General features: G+C 60.9%; 2 protein-coding genes. Both read left to right on the forward strand.

All coding sequences use genetic code 11. The features are described 5' to 3' along the window. The first annotated feature begins 254 nt into the window (after positions 1-254). Entirely contained in the window at positions 255-1,592 is a 1,338-nt protein-coding gene (locus tag IM300_RS12655) for a TolC family outer membrane protein (protein WP_112792287.1), read from the forward strand. Between the two features lie 121 nt (positions 1,593-1,713). Further along, complete coding sequence (locus IM300_RS12660) at positions 1,714-19,767, forward strand: Ig-like domain-containing protein (protein ID WP_193036763.1); 18,054 nt, start codon at positions 1,714-1,716, stop codon at positions 19,765-19,767. Positions 19,768-19,840 lie beyond the last annotated feature (73 nt).

A 19,840-nucleotide genomic window follows, 5' to 3' on the forward strand; every position in this document is an offset into this window, starting at 1 on the left:
TTTTTCTTGTTTGCAACACCACGTTAACATTGCGGGTGTGGTTGCACATATCACATTTTGTTATGCTGCAAATCAATTAATTTTTAAGTAAATTCTTAAAATAAAATAGACGTAGTACGGCTCTCATCTCAAATGAAATGGGTATGGGGAACTATTACCTGAATTTATCAAACAGGAGTGGGGGAATATTTGAAAAAATATTTATACCTCTTCATGGGTAATTATTTAGCCATTACCTGGAGTCGGAGGAGATAATGAAGATGAAATGCAATAACAGGTTGCTTAAATTATCTGCTTCACTGACCTTCATTTCGCTGGTGGTGACTGCGGCGCATGCAAATAACGGCCCGGTGGGAATATCGCCCGTTGCGGCAATGACAATGAAAGAAAGTATTCTTTTCGCACTGGACCGCGATCCGTCGGTGAGCCAGCAGGCGGCACAGCTGGGGATCGGCCAGGCGCAAATAGATGAAGCGCGCAGTGCCTGGATGCCACAAATTGCCCTGAACGGGAGCACCGGTCACAGCCAGACCACCGATTCGAGCGGCTCGTTGCGAAATTCCGCTGCCTGGGGCCTGAGCCTGACGCAGCTGGTGTACGATTTTGGCAAGACCAACAACAGCATCAGCCAGTCTTCAGCGCAGCGTGACAGCTATCGCTATCAGCTGATGGGCACGATATCTGCCGTCGCGGAAAAAACGGCCCTCAGCTATGTGGAGGTCAAGCGCTACAGCGATCTGTTGCAGGCGGCAACAGAGAACGTGCAGGCGCTTAAAAACGTTGAGCAACTGGCAAAACTCCGCGCCGATGCTGGCGTAAGCTCCACCTCTGACGAGCTTCAGACCCGTACCCGTATCGCCGGTATGCAGGCCACGGTAGAGCAGTACAATGCGTCCCTGAATAGCGCCCGCGCGCGGCTGGCGGTATTAACCGGCATACAGGCTGAACGCTATTCACCGGTACCTGGAAGTCTGGCCGTGGAGCCGGGTTCTCTCAATCGTATTGATTATTCACTGATTCCTGCGGTGATGGCTGCACAGAACATGGAGCGTTCCGCTCAGTATGGGGTCGAAACCGCGAAGTCTCAGCACTGGCCGACCTTGAGCCTGAAAGGGGGCCGTACCCGGTATGAGTCGGATAATCGCGCCTACTGGGATGACCAGATCCAGCTCAATATTGACGCACCGCTTTATCAGGGCGGCGCGGTCTCGGCGCGCGTGCGTCAGGCTGAAGGGGCAAGGGCGATGGCATCGACTCAGGTCGATCAGGCCCGTTTTGATGTCCTGCAAAAAGCCTCCGTCGCGCAGGCCGACTGGACCGGAGCGCGAGGACGAATGGAGGCCGGGAAACGACAGCTGGAAAATGCGCTGCGCGCCCGCGACGTCTACAAAAATGAATATACCCTGAGCAAGCGCAGCATTAACGATCTGCTCAGCGTGGAACAGGATGTCTGGGCTGCTACCTCAGCAAAAATAATGGCTGAATACGATGGCTGGAGTGCGGCGATTAATTACGCATCCGCAGTGGATAATCTCATGCCGCTTATCGGAATCGAGAAAAACGCTGCCGCGAAGCTACCTGATTTGAGTTAAAAAAAGGCGCGCCTTTCTGCGCGAAATAAGTAAGACAATAATGGGTGATTTTTCCCAGGGATAGCTACATCCATCTGGTGGACATATCCACAGGAATACGCGCACCTGCAAGGAGAAGAATATGAGTAACGCAAAAGTTGTTGATGTCATCATTCGAAAAACGGCAGAAAAAACAAAATTAACCGGTGAAGGAAATCTGTCTGTCTCTATTTCATCGCCGAGCGTAATTGAAATTCAGGGCTCTGCTCAGGACGTGGTGCGGTATGTCCGCCAGGGGAATGACCTCCTCATTTATATGAAAGATGGCAGCGTGATTCGCTGCAATAATTATTTTGTGGAAGATCCTGAGACGCAAAACCACTCAGAGCTGGTCTTCAACGATAATCAGGAACTGACGCACATTTCTTTCGCCGATGCCGGTGAAGCATCGGGCGTTGCCGCCACGGAATTAACCGCGCAGGCGACACCTATCAGCAGCATTGAGCCTTTCCTGGAGCAGGGAGGCATCTTAAGCGATGCGCCGTGGGGCTGGATTGCCGGGGCGGCGTTAGGGGGCGGGGCCATCGGTGCGCTGCTTTCTCACGGCGGTGACGGCGAAACCAAAACAAAAGTTATTGATAATACAAAAGAAGTAGAGAGCGCGACGCCAACATTTTTGCTGACGGATAAAGCGGGTGACAAGCAGGGTGTGCTGAGTGCAAAAGAGGTCACGGACGATAACACCCCAACCTTCAGCGGTACCGGGCAGCCTGGCGCGACCATTCAGATTAAGGACGGTAGCGGCAGCACCATCGCCAGCACCATGGTCGCGAAAGACGGCACCTGGACCGTAAAACTCCCGACCCAGGCGGACGGCGAGCATACCTGGTCTGTCGTGCAGATCGACGGCAGTAAAACGACCTCTGCGGGCAGCATCACCGTTACCGTATCCACGGCAGATGCCACCGTTATGCTTGCCACGACGGCGGGCGATAACGTGATCAACGCCAGCGAACAGTCTGCGGGCTTTACGCTCTCGGGTGCCAGCAAAAATCTGGCGCAGGGCACCGAACTGACCGTCACGCTGAACGGCAAATCCTATACGGCTGAAGTGGGCGCAAACGGCGCTTGGAGCGTGAAGGTGCCTGCCGCAGATGCGCAGGCGCTGGGCGATGGCACCTGGACGGTGAACGTCAGCGGTAAGGATGCGGCGGGGAATACCGTGAGCGGCAGCCAGACCATTGGCGTTGATACCGCTGCGCCAGCGATCACTGTCGACACGATCGCGCAGGATAACGTCATCAATGCGGCTGAACACAATCAGCCCCTGACGCTGACCGGTAAAACGGATGCCGAAGCGGGGCAGATTGTCACCGTGACCCTGAACGGCAAAAATCATACCGCGACGGTGGGCAGCGACGGCTCATGGTCCGTCACGCTGCCGGCCAGCGAGGTACAGGCGCTGGCAAATGGCGAGCATACCCTGACGGTTAACGTCAGCGACAAAGCCGGAAACGGTTCATCCGCGACTGCCGATTTCACCGTGGATACCGCCGCGCCGGTTGTGACTATCAATACCGTTGCGGGCGACGATATTCTGAACACCAGCGAGCAGGGGCAGGCGCAGATTGTTTCCGGCCATGCGAACGGCGCGGCAGCGGGTGATGTCGTCACCGTGACCCTCGGCGGCCAGACCTTTACCGGTGTTGTCCAGGCGGACGGCAGCTGGAGCGTAGGGGTGCCTGCCTCTGTTATCGGTACGTTGGGTGAGGGGAGCCATACTGTTTCTGTCTCCGTCACCGATGCGGCGGGCAATACCGGCAGCGCGACGCACGGTATTACGCTCAGCGGCAACCCGCCAGAATTCACGATTGACGCCATCAGCCAGGATAACGTCCTGAATGCGCAGGAGGCTATGCAGCCCCTGAGCCTCAGCGGAACCAGCAATCTGCCGAACGGCAGCGCCGTCACCGTGACCCTGAATAACGTGAGCTATCAGGCCACCGTTGAGAACGGCACCTGGTCCGTTCAGGTGCCGGTTTCCGACGTGCTGGGCCTGGCGAATACCCTTTACACCGTCAGCGTCAGCGGCACCGACAGCGTGGGTAACAGCGGCTCCGCCGAGGCGAATCTGCTTGTCGATACCGTGCTGCCGAAGGTGATCATCAACACCTTTGCGGGGGATAACCTGGTCAATAACGCCGAAGCGGCGGTGGACCAGACCCTTAGCGGACGCGTGACCGGCGCGGCGGCGGGCGATACCGTCGCAATCAGCGTGGGTGGCAAAAGCTACACCGCGACGGTTGGCGGCGATCTGACCTGGAGCGTGACGATCCCATCCGCAGACATTCAGGCGTTTGGCGACGGCGGGCTAACCTTCAGTGCCTCCGTCACCAATGCGCACGGCAATACCGGCACCGGCGAGCGGGATATCAACATCAACACCGGACTTCCGGGCCTGCGCGTCAATATCATCTCTGGCGATGACGTGATCAACGCCATCGAACAGCAGCAGGATCTGACCGTGACCGGCTCCAGTACCCATCTGGCCGCCGGCACGCCGATCGTCGTCACCATCAATAATATTGAGTACGCCGCCGTGATTACCGCCAGCGGCAGCTGGCAGATTGGCGTGCCCGCGGCTGACCTTAAGGCATGGACCGCGGGCGGCATGACCGTTAGCGTCAGCGCTGAAGATGCCTGGGGCAACAGCGTTGTGGCTGAACACCCGATTGAGCTTGATCTGAACGCCGTGGCCGTCACCATCAATACGGTGACCGCTGACGATATGCTCAACGCTGCGGAAAAAGGAGCGGATTTAACGCTTTCCGGCCAGACGCAGGGCGTAGAGGCGGGCCAGACCGTGGTGGTGAAATTCGCGGATCGGACCTTTACCGCGCAGGTGCAGCAGGACGGCTCATGGAGCCTGACCGTCCCGGCGAACGCCATGGAAACGCTGATCGACGGGCGGGCGCAGGTGAGCGTTAGCGTGACCAACGTCAGCGGCAACAGCGCGGACGCCTCACGCGTGGTGACCGTCGATACGCAGCCGCCGGCCATTACGCTCGATAACCTGACCGACGATAACATCATCAATGCGGCAGAAGCGCAGCAGGATTTGGTGCTCAGCGGCAGTACCACCGCTGAAGCGGGTCAGACGGTCACCGTGACGCTGAACGGCAAAAACTATCAAACCACCGTACAGGCTGACGGCACCTGGACACTGAACGTGCCTGCCGCCGACGTTGGCGCGCTAACCGATGGCCCGATCACCGTTACGGCTACCGTCAGCGACGTGGCGGGTAACAGCAGCAGCGCGGATCGCGTTGGGCTGGTGGGTGCCACCGTGCCGCAGGTGACCATTAATGACTTTGTCACCGACACCAACACCGTTAACCAGCTGGCCCATTCTCAGGCGCAGATCCTGAGCGGCTCCGTCACCGGCGCGGCGGCGGGCGATTTGGTCACCATCACCATCAATAACGTGGACTACACCACTGCGGTGGACGCGGCGGGCAACTGGAGCCTCGGCCTGCCTGCATCCGTCGTTCAGGGGCTGACGGACGGCACCTGGACCATTAACGTCTCCGTGACCGATCGGTCCGGCAACACCGGCAGCAATTCTCTGGATGTGGTGGTGAATACCGTAACGCCTGTTATCGGTATTAACACGCTGGCCGTAGATGACGTGATCAATGCGGCTGAGAAGGGCGAAGATCTGCGGCTTTCCGGTACCAGCAATCAGCCGGAAGGGACCACCATCACCGTAAACCTGAACGGTATTAACTACACCGCCACCACTAACGCCAGCGGCGGCTGGAGCGTCACCGTGCCCGCCTCTGCGGTGAGCGCGCTGGGCGAAGCCAGTTACACCGTGACGGCGAGCGTGACCGACAATGTGGGCAACAGCGCCTCAACCTCGCATGATGTGCTGGTAGACAGCTCGCTGCCGGTAGTCACTATCAACACTTTCGCAACCGACAATATCGTCAACGCGGCGGAAGTGGCCGCAGGGCAAACCCTGACCGGGAAGGTCTCTAACGCCGCATCGGGCGATACCGTCACGATTATCCTTGGCGGGCAGACATACACGGCAACCGTGCAGGACGATCTCACCTGGAGCCTGCCGCTAACCCAGAGCCAGTTAACCGCGCTTGGCAACGGCGATCTGACCGTATCGGCCAGCGTCACCAACGCGCACGGCAATACCGGTTCGTCTTCTCTGAACGTCACCATCGACGCCCAGCTGCCCGGCCTGCGCATTGATATCGTCGCCGGTGACGACGTGATTAACGTCATCGAACACGCGCAGAACCTGGTTATCTCCGGCACCAGCACCGACCTGGCGGCGGGCAGCACCGTAACCGTGACCATTAACGGCAAGGATTATTCTGCTTCGGTACTGGCGGACGGTACCTGGCAGGCAGCGGTTCCGGCGGCAGACGTCTCCCAATGGGCGGACGGTTTGCTCACCATTAGCGCCAGCGCGCAGGATGTCTCCGGTAACCCGGTGAACATCGGCACCGTTGTGGATGTCGATCTCGCCCCGGTAGCAATTAGCATCAACAGCGTGACGGACGACAACGTGCTCAACGCGGCGGAAAAAGGCCAGGATCTGGTGCTTTCCGGCTCTTCCTCAAACGTTGAAGCGGGCCAGACCGTTACCGTCAGCGTCGCGGATAAAACGTATACCACGACGGTCGATGCCAACGGCGACTGGCGCTACACCGTTCCGGCTGCCGATCTGAACGGCCTGAAGGACGGCGATGCCAGCGTGCAGGTCAGCGTGACCAACGTGAACGGCAACGCGGCCTCCTCTTCGCAGGTCTTCAGCGTCGACACCGCCGCGCCAGCGGTGACCATCAATACCATCAGCGGCGACAACATGCTGAATGCGGCTGAGGCAGCGCAGGATCTGACCCTGAGCGGGACGTCCACTGCCGAAGCAGGCCAGACGGTTACCGTAACTTTCAACGGCAACCAGTACACCGCGCAGGTGCAGGCTGACGGCAGCTGGACGCTCGACGTGCCGGCTGCGGATCTGGCGGGCATCACCGACGGTAACGCCACGGTCACGGCTTCCGTATCCGATAAAGCGGGCAACCCGACCAGCGCGGATGCTGCTGTGCTGGTGGATACCACCGTGCCGCAGATTAGCTTCAACCTCGTCGCGGGCGACGACATTGTGAATATTGCCGAGCACGGCCAGGCGCTGATTGTTTCCGGCAAGGTGACGGGCGCGCAGGCGGGCGACGTCATTACCGTAACCCTGAACGGCAAAGACTACACCGCGATGCTGGACGGTGCCGGAAGCTGGAGCGTGGGCGTTCCGGCGGCAGACGTGGGCGCGCTGGCTGGCGGGCATCAGACAATCTCCGCCACCCTCACCGATAAGGCGGGTAACAGCACCACGGCCACCCATGCTCTTGACGTCTCCCTGACGGCACCGACGATTGCCATTGATACCCTGGCGGTTGACGACGTCATCAATGCCACCGAGAAAGGCCAGGATCTGCTGCTTTCCGGAACCAGCAACCAGCCGGAAGGCACAGCGATTACCGTGAACCTCAACGGCATCAGCTACGCCGCGACCACCAACGCCAGCGGCGGCTGGAGCGTGACCGTTCCGGCGGCGAACGTCTCTGCGCTGGGTGAAGCGACCTATACCGTCACGGCAAGCGTGACCGATAGCGCAGGCAACGGCGCGAACGCCAGCCACAGCGTGCTGGTCGACAGCGCGCTGCCGCAGGTCACCATCAACGCAATCGCCACCGATGACGTGATTAACGCGGCGGAAGTCGCTTCCGGACAAACCCTGAGCGGGAAAGTGAGCGGTGCCGCTAGCGGTGACGCTGTCACAATTTCGGTGGGTGGCAATACCTACACGACAACCGTGCAGGACGATTTAAGCTGGTCGGTTAACGTCGCATCTGACGTGTTAACCGCCATCGGCAACGGCGACCTGACCGTATCCGCCAGCGTGACTAACGGCCACGGTAATACCGGATCCGGCGAGCGCGACATCACGATTGATGCCAACCTGCCTGGCCTGCGGGTCGATAAGGTGGCGGGTGACGACGTGATCAACAGCATCGAACACGGTCAAAACCTGATTATCACCGGCTCCAGCGACGGTCTGGCAGCGGGTTCAGCATTGACGGTGAACGTTAACGGTAAAACTTACGCGGCCACCGTACTGGCAGACGGGACCTGGACGGCCGCCGTTCCGGCAGCAGACGTCGGCGCGCTGAGCGCAGGCACCGTCACCGTGACCGTTGAAGGCCAGAGCGCAGCGGGCAACCCGGTTTCTATCAGCCACGACGTGAAGGTCGACCTGGCGACGGTTGCTATCAGCATTGACGCTATCGCTACCGACGACGTGATCAATGCGGCAGAAAAAGGCGCAGATCTGGTGCTGTCGGGTGCCACCAGCAACGTGGAAGAGAACCAGACGGTTTACATCACGTTCGGCGGCAAGTCCTACACGGCGAAAGTGGATGCCAGCGGCAACTGGACGGCGACCGTGCCGTCGGCGGATCTGGCTGGTCTGAAGGATGGCGACGCCAGCGTGCAGGTGAGCGTAACCAACGTGAACGGCAACAGCGCCTCGGCGGGACGCGAGTACGGCGTGGACGCCACCGCGCCGACGGTATCTATCGAGATCGTCAGCGACAACAACATCATCAATGCCGCCGAAGCGCAGCAGGATCTGGTCGTCAACGGTACCTCTAACGCCGAAGCGGGCCAGACCGTGACCGTGAAGCTGAACGACGTGGATTACACCACCACCGTGCAGGCAAACGGCAGCTGGAGCGTGACCGTGCCTTCTGCGGATGTCGGCGCGATTAACGACGGCAACTACACGATCACGGCAGCGGTATCCGATAAGGCCGGCAACCCGGCTTCGGCGGGTCGCGACGTGCTGGTCGATACCACCGTGCCACAGCTGACCATTGACGCCGTTTCCAATGACGACGTGATCAACAGCGCTGAGCACGGGCAGGCTCTGATCGTCACCGGCTCAGTGACCGGCGCGGCGGCGGGCGACGTAGTGACCGTTACCATCAATAACAAAGATTACACGGCGACGCTGGATGCTTCCGGCAACTGGAGCGTGGGCGTGCCTGCGGCGGACGTCGGTGCCCTGACCGCCGGGGATTACACTATCACTGCGGCGCTTACCGACAAAGCCGGAAACAGCAACAGCGCGACGCGCGAGGTGGAAGTCAACCTGAGCGCGCCGGTGCTGACCATCGACACCGTCTCCGATGACGATGTGATTAACAGCAGCGAGAAAACGCAGGATCTGACCATCACCGGTACGGCTTCCGGACTGGCGACGGGCGCGGTGGTGACCGTGATGCTCAACGGCAAAGCCTACAGCGCCACGGTTGAGGCCAACGGCCAATGGTCCACGACCGTTCCGGCGAGCGAGGTAGGTCAACTGGGTGAGGCGCTTTACACCGTCACTGCCTCGGCAACGGACAGCGTTGGCAACAGCACCAGCACCTCGCACACCGTGAACGTGGAGTCCGTACTGCCTGGCGTCACGATCAACACCGTGGCAGGCGACGACGTCATCAACGCGGCAGAAGTGGCCGCAGGCCAGACCATCAGCGGCACCGTGGTGAATGCCGAAGCGGGCAATACCGTGACCGTGAAGATTGGCGGCAACAGCTACACCGCAACGGTGCAGAGCGATCTGACCTGGTCCGTCGCTGTACCGGAATCGGTCCTGACGGCGCTGGGCAACGGCGATCTGACTGTAACCGCCAGCGTCACGAACGGCGTGGGCAACAGCGGCAGCGGCGAGCGTGAGATCACCATCGACGCCAGCCTGCCGGGCCTGCGCGTGGACATCGTGGCCGGCGATGACGTGATCAACAGCATCGAACACGGACAGAATCTGATTATTACCGGTTCCAGCAATGGCCTGAGCGCAGGCACGGCGCTGACCGTTACCGTCAACGGCAAAACTTATCCCGCGACGGTACTGGCGGACGGTACATGGAGCGCGGCTCTCCCTTCTGCGGACGTAAGTGCCCTGGCAGCGGGCACCGTCACCGTGACCGTTGAGGGCCAGAGCAGCGCGGGCAATCCGGTTTCCATCAGCCACAATGTGACGGTGGATCTGGCGAACGTCGCTATCAGCATCGACGCCATTGCCACCGACGACGTGGTTAACGCGGCCGAGAAGGGTGCGGATCTGGTGCTTTCCGGCACCACCTCAAACGTGGAGGAAAATCAGACCGTCACCATCACCTTTGGCGGCAAGCACTACACCGCCACGGTGGACGCGGCGGGTAAGTGGACCGCCACGGTGCCGGCTGCGGATCTGGCGGGCCTCAAGGACGGCGACGCCAGCGTGCAGGTGAGCGTCACCAACGTCAACGGCAACAGCGCTTCGGCTGGCCGCGAGTACAGCGTGGATACCACCGCGCCGTCCGTCACCATCAACACGATTGCGACTGACGACATCCTGAACGCCACGGAAGCGCAGTCTGACCTGGCGATTTCCGGCACCAGCACCGCTGAGGCGGGCCAGACGGTCACCGTGTCGCTGAACGGCAAGGACTACACCACAACCGTCGGTACGAACGGCAGCTGGACGCTGAACGTTCCGGCAGCGGATCTGGCGGCGCTCAGCGACGGCAGCGTCACCGTAACCGCGAGCGTGAGTGACAAGGCGGGCAACCCGGCGTCGGTAAACCATAACCTGACGGTGGATATGACCGTCCCTGCGGTTACCATCCACGCTATTGCAGATGACGACGTGATTAACGTCGCCGAGCACGGTCAGGCGCAGATTATCAGCGGCACCGCCACCGGCGCGGCAGCGGGCGATAAGGTCACCGTGACTATCGGCGGCCAGACGTACACCACCGTGCTGGACGCGGCGGGCAACTGGAGCGTGGGCGTCCCGGCGAGCGTGATTTCAGGCCTGAGCGACGGCACCGTGACCGTCACTGCGTCTGTTACCGACGCGGCGGGCAACACCGGCAGCGGCACCCATAACGTGACCGTCGATACCGGTCTGCCATCGGTCAGCTTCAACGCCATCAGCGGTGACAACGTTCTGAATGCGGCGGAGAAAGGTCAGGCTCTGAGCGTGAGCGGCACCAGCGCCAACCTGGCGGAAGGCACCGTGGTGACCGTGACCCTGAACGGTAAAAACTACACCGCAACGACGGCGGCGGACGGCACCTGGAGCCTGACGGTTCCGGCTGCGGATCTGGCCGGTCTCGGTCAGGCCAGTTACACCCTCAATGCGACCGCCACCAACGGGGTGGGCAACAGCGTGAGCAGTGCTGCGAACCTGCTGGTCGACACCGCGCTGCCGACCGTCACCATCAATACCGTGGCGGGCGATAACGTCATCAACGCGGCGGAAGTGGCGGCAGGCCAGACCCTGAGCGGTACCGTGGCAAATGCTGAAGCGGGCAACACCGTAACCGTGACCATTGGCGGCAACAGCTATACCGCGACGGTGCAGAACGATCTGAGCTGGTCCGTGAACGTGCCGTCTGATGTGCTGACCGCCCTCGGCAACGGCAGCCTGAGCGTGACGGCGACCGTCACCAACGGCCACGGCAACACCGGCACCGGGGAGCGCGACATTACTATCGACGCTAACCTGCCGGGCCTGCGCGTGAATATCGTGGCGGGCGACGACGTGGTTAACAGCATCGAGCATGCGCAGAACCTGATCGTCACCGGCTCCAGCGACGGGCTGGCGCCGGGCACGGCGCTGACCGTTTCCGTGAACGGCAAAGACTATGCGGCGACGGTGCTGGCGGACGGCACCTGGAGCGCGGCGGTTCCGTCTGCGGACGTGAGCGCGTGGCCGGAAGGCACCGTGAAAATCAGCGTTACCGGCGACAGCGCGGCGGGTAACCCGATTACCATCAGCCACGACGTGACCGTCGATCTCGCCTCTGTTGCCATCAGCATCAACGCCATTGCCACCGACGACGTGATCAACGCGGCGGAGAAAGGGGCGGATCTGGTGCTGTCCGGCGCGACCACCAACGTGGAAGCCGGGCAGACCGTCACCCTGAGCCTGAACGGTAAAATCTACACCACTACCGTAGAAGCAGACGGCAACTGGACCTATACCGTGCCGGCTGCGGATCTTGCGGGCCTCAAGGACGGCGACGCCAGCGTGCAGGTGAGCGTCACCAACGTCAACGGCAACAGCGCTTCGGCTGGCCGCGAGTACAGCGTGGATGCCACCGCGCCGTCCGTCACCATCAACACGATTGCGACTGACGACATCCTGAACGCCACGGAAGCGCAGTCTGACCTGGCAGTTTCCGGCACCAGCACCGCCGAGGCGGGCCAGACGGTCACCGTGTCGCTGAACGGCAAGGACTACACCACAACCGTCGGTACGAACGGCAGCTGGACGCTGAACGTTCCGGCGGCGGATCTGGCGGCGCTCAGCGACGGCAGCGTGACCGTAACCGCGAGCGTGAGCGACAAGGCGGGCAACCCGGCGTCGGTAAACCACAACCTGACGGTGGATATGACCGTTCCGGCGGTCACCATCCACGCTATTGCAGATGACGACGTGATTAACGTCGCCGAGCACGGTCAGGCGCAGATTATCAGCGGCACCGCCACCGGCGCGGCAGCGGGCGATAAGGTCACCGTGACTATCGGCGGCCAGACGTACACCACCGTGCTGGACGCGGCGGGCAACTGGAGCGTGGGCGTCCCGGCGAGCGTGATTTCAGGCCTGAGCGACGGCACCGTGACCGTCACTGCGTCTGTTACCGACGCGGCGGGCAACACCGGCAGCGGCACCCATAACGTGACCGTCGATACCGGTCTGCCATCGGTCAGTTTCAACGCCATCAGCGGTGACAACGTCCTGAACGCGGCGGAGAAAGGTCAGGCTCTGAGCGTGAGCGGCACCAGCGCCAACCTGGCGGAAGGCACTGTGGTGACCGTGACCCTGAACGGTAAAAACTACACCGCAACGACGGCGGCGGACGGCACCTGGAGCCTGACGGTTCCGGCTGCTGATCTTGCAGGCCTGGGCGAAGCGAATTACATCCTTAACGCGACCGCCACCAACGGCGTGGGCAACAGCGTGAGCAGCGCAGCGAACCTGCTGGTCGACACCGCGCTGCCGACCGTCACCATCAACACCGTGGCGGGCGATAACGTCATCAACGCGGCGGAAGTGGCCGCGGGCCAGACCATCACCGGTAAGGTGGCGAACGCGGAAGCCGGTAACACGGTGACCGTGAACATCGGCGGCAACAGCTACACCGCGACGGTGCAGAGCGACCTCACGTGGTCCGTCAGCGTGCCGGAGTCCGTCCTGACGGCGCTGGGCAACGGCGATTTGACCGTGTCAGCAACCGTCACCAACGGCCACGGTAATACCGGCACCGGGGAGCGCGATATCACTATCGACGCCAGCCTGCCGGGCCTGCGCGTGAACATCGTGGCGGGCGACGACGTGATCAACAGCATTGAGCATGGTCAAAATCTGATCGTCACCGGCACCAGCGACGGGCTGGCGGCGGGCACGGCGCTGACCGTTTCCGTAAACGGCAAGACCTATGCCGCGTCGGTACTGGCAGACGGCTCATGGAGCGCGGCGATCCCGGCGGCGGACGTGGGCGCTCTGGCCGCAGGCACGGTGACAATCACCGTAGCCGGTCAGAGTAGCGCAGGTAACCCGGTCTCCATCAGTCACGACGTCAATGTCGATCTGGCGGCCGTGGCTATCAGCATCGATGCTATCGCCACCGACGACGTGATTAACGCGGCGGAGAAAGGGGCGGATCTGGTGCTGTCCGGCAGCACCTCCAACGTGGAAGAAAACCAGACCGTGACCATCACCTTTGGCGGCAAGTCTTACACCGCGAAAGTCGATGCCAACGGCAACTGGACGGCGACCGTGCCTTCCTCGGATCTTGCGGGCCTGAAGGACGGCGACGCCAGCGTGCAGGTGAGCGTAAGCAACGTACACGGTAACAGCGCGTCTGCGGGCCGCGAGTACAGCGTGGACACGACGGCACCAACCGTGACGATTGATACGGTAGCCGATGACAACGTGATCAACGGCAGCGAAGCGGCTGCGGGCGTGACCGTTTCCGGCACTACGACGGCTGAAGCCGGTCAGACGGTGACCGTATCCCTTGGCGGGAACAGCTACACCGCACAGGTTCAGCAGGGCGGCGTATGGAGCGTTAACGTACCGGCGTCCGATCTGTCCGCACTGGCGGACAACGGTTACACCGTGCAGGTCAGCGTGAGCGACGCCGCGGGTAATCCGGGCAGCACGGCGAAAGCGATTACGCTCGATACCACACCGCCGACCGTCAGCTTTAACGTCGTGGCGAACGATAACGTTATCAACAGCGTGGAGCATGGTCAGGCGCAGATCGTCAGCGGCACCGCAACCGGCGCCAGCGTGGGCGATAAGCTGGTCATCACCATCGGCTCGAACCAGTACACCACCACCGTTGACGCCAGCGGCAAATGGAGCGTGGGCGTGCCTGCCAGCGACATTTCTGCGCTCGCTGACGGCACCGTCACCCTCAGCGCGACCATCACCGACAGCGCGGGTAACAGCAGCACCCAGACCCACGACGTGGTGGTAAACACGGCCTCCGTGGCGCTGACCGTCAACACTATCAGCGGTGATGACGTGATCAATGCGGCAGAAGCGGGCGCTTCGCTGGTCATCAACGGATCCAGCGCGCAGTTCGCCAGCGGCACGCAGGTCACCGTAACCCTGAACGACAAAAGCTACACGGCCACCATTCAGAGCGACGGCTCATGGCAGGCCACCGTACCGGCCGCCGACGTGGGCGCGCTGGCGGATGGCGTGAGCTATCAGGTTTCCGTGTCGGCGCATGACAGCGCGGGCAACAGCGCCTCGGCGACGCACACCCTCAGCGTGGACACCACCGCGCCGGTGATTAGCGTGAACGCGCTGTCAGGCGACGACGTTCTGAACGCGGCGGAAGCTCAGCAGCCGCTGACCGTACACGGCTCCTCCAGCGCTGAGGCGGGTCAGACCGTGACCGTCACGCTGGGCGGCAAAACTTACACCACAACCGTGGCAAACGACGGGACCTGGACGCTGGACGTTCCGGCAGCAGACCTGGGCACGCTGAGCCAGGGCGCGCTGACGGTCACCGCTTCCGTTACCGACAAAGCCGGTAACGGCGGTCAGACGACGCATACCTTAACGGTGGATACCGTCGCGCCGACCGTGACCATCAGCGTCGTGGCGGATGACGATATCGTCAACAACGCCGAGCAGCTGACGGGCCAGACCATCCGCGGCACTACCACGGCGGAGCAGGGTCAGACGGTAACCGTGACCTTCAACGGTCACAGCTATCAGGCGACCGTGGCGGCGGACGGTTCGTGGTCGGTCTTCGTGCCGGGGCGTGATTTCCTCGGCCTGAGCGACGGGCAGTACACCCTCACCGCCACGGTGAGCGATAAGGCGGGCAACCCGGGCAGCGTCACGCACGACGTGACGCTGAACGGTGATGTCCCGACGATCGCCATTAACACCTTTGCGCAGGATGACATTGTTAACGCTGCCGAGCACGGCACGCCGCTGGTCGTCAGCGGCACCACCGACGCGCCTGCGGGCCAGACGGTGACCATTACGCTGAACGGTAAAACCTATGCGGCGACCGTGCAGAATGACGGCACCTGGAGCTACACGGTGGGCAGCGCAGACGTTACCGCGCTGGCAGACGGCGGTTCGTACGTGATTAACGCGCAGGTCAGCAACGCCATCGGCAACAGCGCCAGCGACAATCACACCGTCACCGTCGATCTGACCGCGCCATCGATGGGGATCAGCATTGACTCGCTGCAAAACGATACCGGCCTGAGCGCGAGTGATTTCATCACCAACGACAGCAATATCGTGATCAACGGCTCCCTGACCGCGCAGCTCGGCAACAACGAGAAGGCGCAGATCAGCCTCGACGGCGGCACCACCTGGATTGACCTGACGGTGACCGGCACCACGTGGCGCTACGCCGATGGCCGCACTTTGACCGACGGTACGTATCTGTACCAGGTCCGCGTGATTGATAACGCGGGCAACGTGGGGGCAACGGACAGCCAGAACGTGGCGATCGATCTGACGAAGCCAGCGGCAGCGACCATTACCGTGGATTCCGTCACGCAGGATACCGGCCTGTCCGACAGCGACTTCATCACCAGCGACACGCAGATCAGCCTGAAGGGCACGCTCGGCGCGGCGCTGGGCAGCGGCGACCATGCGCAGATTAGCCTTGACGGCGGCGCGACCTGGACCGACGTGAGCGTCAGCGGCCTGACCTGGACCTATGTCGATGGACGTACGCTGGTCGACGGCGACTACAACTACCAGCTGCGGGTAATTGACGACGCGGGGAATATCAGCGCCACCGCCAGCCAGGTGGTGACCATTGATACCGTCGCGCCGGACGCCAGCAAAACGATCGCTATCGACAGCATCAGCGACGATACCGGCCTGAGTAGCAGCGACTTTATCACTAACGATACGTCCCTGACGCTGCACGGCTCGCTCGGCGCGACGCTGGCCGACGGTGAATATGTCCAGATCAGTATCGACGGCGGGGTCACCTGGCAGAACGTGATTGTCACCGGCAGCAGCTGGTATTACGTGGACGGACGTACGCTGGGTAACCAGACCTATGACTATTACGTTCGCGTAGTGGACGCGGCGGGCAACGTCGGTGCCAGCGCGCATCAGCAGGTGACCGTCGACACGGTTGCACCGGATGCCGCGATTAAGGTGACCGTGGATAACATCACTGTCGATACCGGTTTTGATAGCAACGATTTCCTGACCAGTTCGACCTCGTACACGCTCAACGGGACGCTCGGCGCCGAGCTCGGCGCGGGCGAATATGTGCAGGTAAGCATGGACGGCGGCAGCACCTGGGTCTACGCCACGGTAAGCGGTACCCAGTGGCGCTATAACGACACGCGCACCCTGACCGACGGCGATTACAGCTATCAGGTGCGGGTAGTCGATCAGGCTGGCAACATCGGTGCCACCACTACGCAGACCGTGACGGTGGATACCCAGGCGCCGCAGTACGGCATCACCATCGACAGCATCAGCGATGATACCGGGCAGTCCGGGAGTGATTTCATCACCATGGACACCACTCTGACCCTCAACGGCTCGCTGGGCAGCGCGCTGGCCAGCGACGAGCGGGTGCAGATCAGCCTCGACGGCGGAAACACCTGGGTTGACGCCACGGTGACTAATCAGCGCTGGACCTACACCGATACCCGCGATCTGCCTGACGGGGATTACACCTACCAGGTGCGGATCATCGACCAGGCCGGTAACGTCGGCTCTACCTCATCGCAGGTGGTGACCGTCGATACCACGCCGCCGACCACGGTAGGTACGGTCATGAGCTATACCGACGGGGAAGGCGAGCGTCAGGGCACCTTTGGCAGCGCGGTGGCAACGGACGATAACTCGCCGCTCATCAACGGGACGCTTAACCGTGCGCCAGAAAATGGCGAGATTGTGCAGCTGTATCGTGACGGTGTGCTGCTGGGACAGGTGACGATGAACGGCGCCGCCAGCTGGTATTTCCAGGACAGCGGTCTGAACGACGGTAATCACACCTATACGCTGCGTGTGACCGATCTGGCAGGGAACTTCACCGATTCAAATGATTTCGTGCTGAAAGTGGATACGAGCATCCCGACCACGACGGTGAGCATTAACACTCAGACTACGACGGATACCACCCCGATCCTGAGTGGTCTGGTATCGGCGGGACTGACCAACGGCGAGTACGTGGTTATCACCGTGAACAATAAGACCTATACCTCAGAGTCCGGGGGTGCGGTCGTGGTCGATCCGGATAATAACACATGGTATTTGCAGCTTCCGGACGGCGATGCCCTGAGCGCAGCGAGCTACAGCGTCACGGCGCAGGTGAAGAGCAGTGCGGGGAACGGTAACACCGCCGGGTTGACCACCGGTAGCCTGGTCGTGGGCAGTGAAGAGTCGTTGACACCGGCCTGGTCATTTACCGCCGCGAACTACTCCTATTCATCCAGCTACATGCTGGATTCGGACGGGATGTGGACGATTATGGCTAACCAGCAGTTCGCATCGGCAAACGCCGATAGCCGTAATTCTTACACCGTGTCAGGTAATTTCTCTATGACGGGAAATTATACAACCGGTACCTATGCGGATATCAACCGCGACGGGCTGGCTGACGTGCTGGCGGAAGGAACAAGCTACTCGTACATGGTGCAGCTGACTAACAATGGAGATGGGACTTACACCTCCAAAACGCTGACCAATATGGGTGCTGCGGTGTGGTATGGCGCGGTGGTCGCCATTGACATTGAGGGCGATGGTTACACCGACTTTGTAATTGGCGATGCGGGCGGGCCGGATTCCAGCACCGTTATGCTCAATAACAACGGCACGCTGACGGGCAGTTCGAAGTCCGGGACGTACTCCAATTTTGTATCGGGCTCAACGGTAGGTAACTACAACAGCCTGATTGAAACGTCCGGCGTGGATTTGAACAACGACGGTAAAGTGGATATTGCCCAACATACGACCAACGGGAGCAACAACTACGCCCTGTCGACCATGTTTAACCAGGGCAATGGCACATTTACCTGGGGGCAAAACTTTACCAACACCATGTACAGCGGCTATGGCTCAGCCGCAGCGTCTAACGCCGTGAGTATGACCTGGGCCGACTTTAATGGTGATGGTTACATGGACCTGTATATGAGCATGTCACGCACCTCCAGCGGCACCAGCCAGGGCGGGGTGTTAATGCTGAACGACGGTAGCGGTAACCTGCTTACCGGCACCGCGGTTGGAACCGCGACCACGGATAAGTTTGCGGGTAACGTCAGCGTGGCGGTGGACTGGAACCTCGACGGCAAGATGGACATCATCAAGCTGGCGAACAGCGGGCAGTCTTATCTTTATACCAATGATGGACTGGCGGGTACCGCAAGCTTTACCGCCTCAAAATTCAGCACCGCTACGTCAAACCAGGTATCCGGCGCGGCCCTGGTGGATTACGACTGGGATGGCGCACAGGATCTGCTGATTTTCCGTCAAAACGGTACGGTGCAGCTGGAGCGTAATACCAATACGGTCGCGCCAGGAACGGCACTGCATTTGAAGATTGTCGACAGCGAGGGGATCAACGCCTTCTTTGGCAACACGGTCCAGCTTTACAACTCGGCAGGTCAGCTGGTCGCCAGCGAAATCATCAATGCCCAGTCCGGGATCGGCATTAACGATTCTTCGTCGCTCATCAGTTTTTACGGCCTGGATCCCAGCGAAACTTACCATGCGGTGCTGGTACGTGCCGTTAACGGTGTGTCGAGCAATGAAACCTGGGAGGGACTGACGGCAGGAGACGGTAAAGAAAGTTATGCCCTGACGGCTGAAGCGGCTACGGGCGGTCACCAGGGAACCCTGACGGGTACCGGCTACAACGATACCTTTATCGCTGAGGCAGGGACCTATACCTACAACGGTGCTGGTGGCTGGACGACAACCTCTGAACACGATACCTGGAGCAGTACAGGCGGTATGGATGTTGTGGATTACCGTAACGCCACTTCCGGCGTCACCGTGGATCTGGGGCGCTCAACGGCCCAGAGTACCGGGTTCGATACCGCGACGCTGGTGAATATAGAAGGCATTAACGGCTCGGACTTCGACGACGTGATCACCGGCAACAGCGGTGATAACCAGTTCGAAGGCCGCGGCGGAAACGACACCTTCAACATCGGCAGCGGCGGTCACGATACGCTGCTCTACAAGCTGATCAACGCCTCGGATGCCACGGGTGGCAACGGTCACGACGAGGTGAACGGCTTTACGGTCGGCACCTGGGAAGGGACGGCGGACACGGATCGTATTGACCTGCGCGATCTGCTTTCCGGCAGCGGCTATACCGGCACGGGCTCGGCGAGCTACGTGGACGGCGTGGCCACGCTGGACAGCGGCGCGGGCAACATCACCGACTACATCCGCGTGGTGCAGAACGGCAGCAATACTGAGATCCATGTTGACCTGGACGGGGCGGGCGGACAGTTCTCCTCAACCCCGCTGCTGACGCTGAACGGCGTGCAGACGGATCTGGCAACGCTGCTGGCTAATCATCAGCTGTTAATTGCGTAAAACACTGCCGCGGGGAGCGATCCTCGCGGCTTTTTGCGTTTCTTTACATCACTAGCCATAACCCTATATTTCA

Source organism: Enterobacter cloacae complex sp. I2 (assembly GCF_014896205.1).
Classification (GTDB): Bacteria; Pseudomonadota; Gammaproteobacteria; order Enterobacterales; family Enterobacteriaceae; genus Enterobacter; species Enterobacter quasihormaechei.

Bases quoted from the DNA above. Each gene is read 5' to 3' on its own strand.
- IM300_RS12655 (WP_112792287.1), top strand. From the start codon at position 255: ATGAAGATGAAATGCAATAACAGGTTGCTTAAATTATCTGCTTCACTG.
- IM300_RS12660 (WP_193036763.1), top strand. From the start codon at position 1,714: ATGAGTAACGCAAAAGTTGTTGATGTCATCATTCGAAAAACGGCAGAA.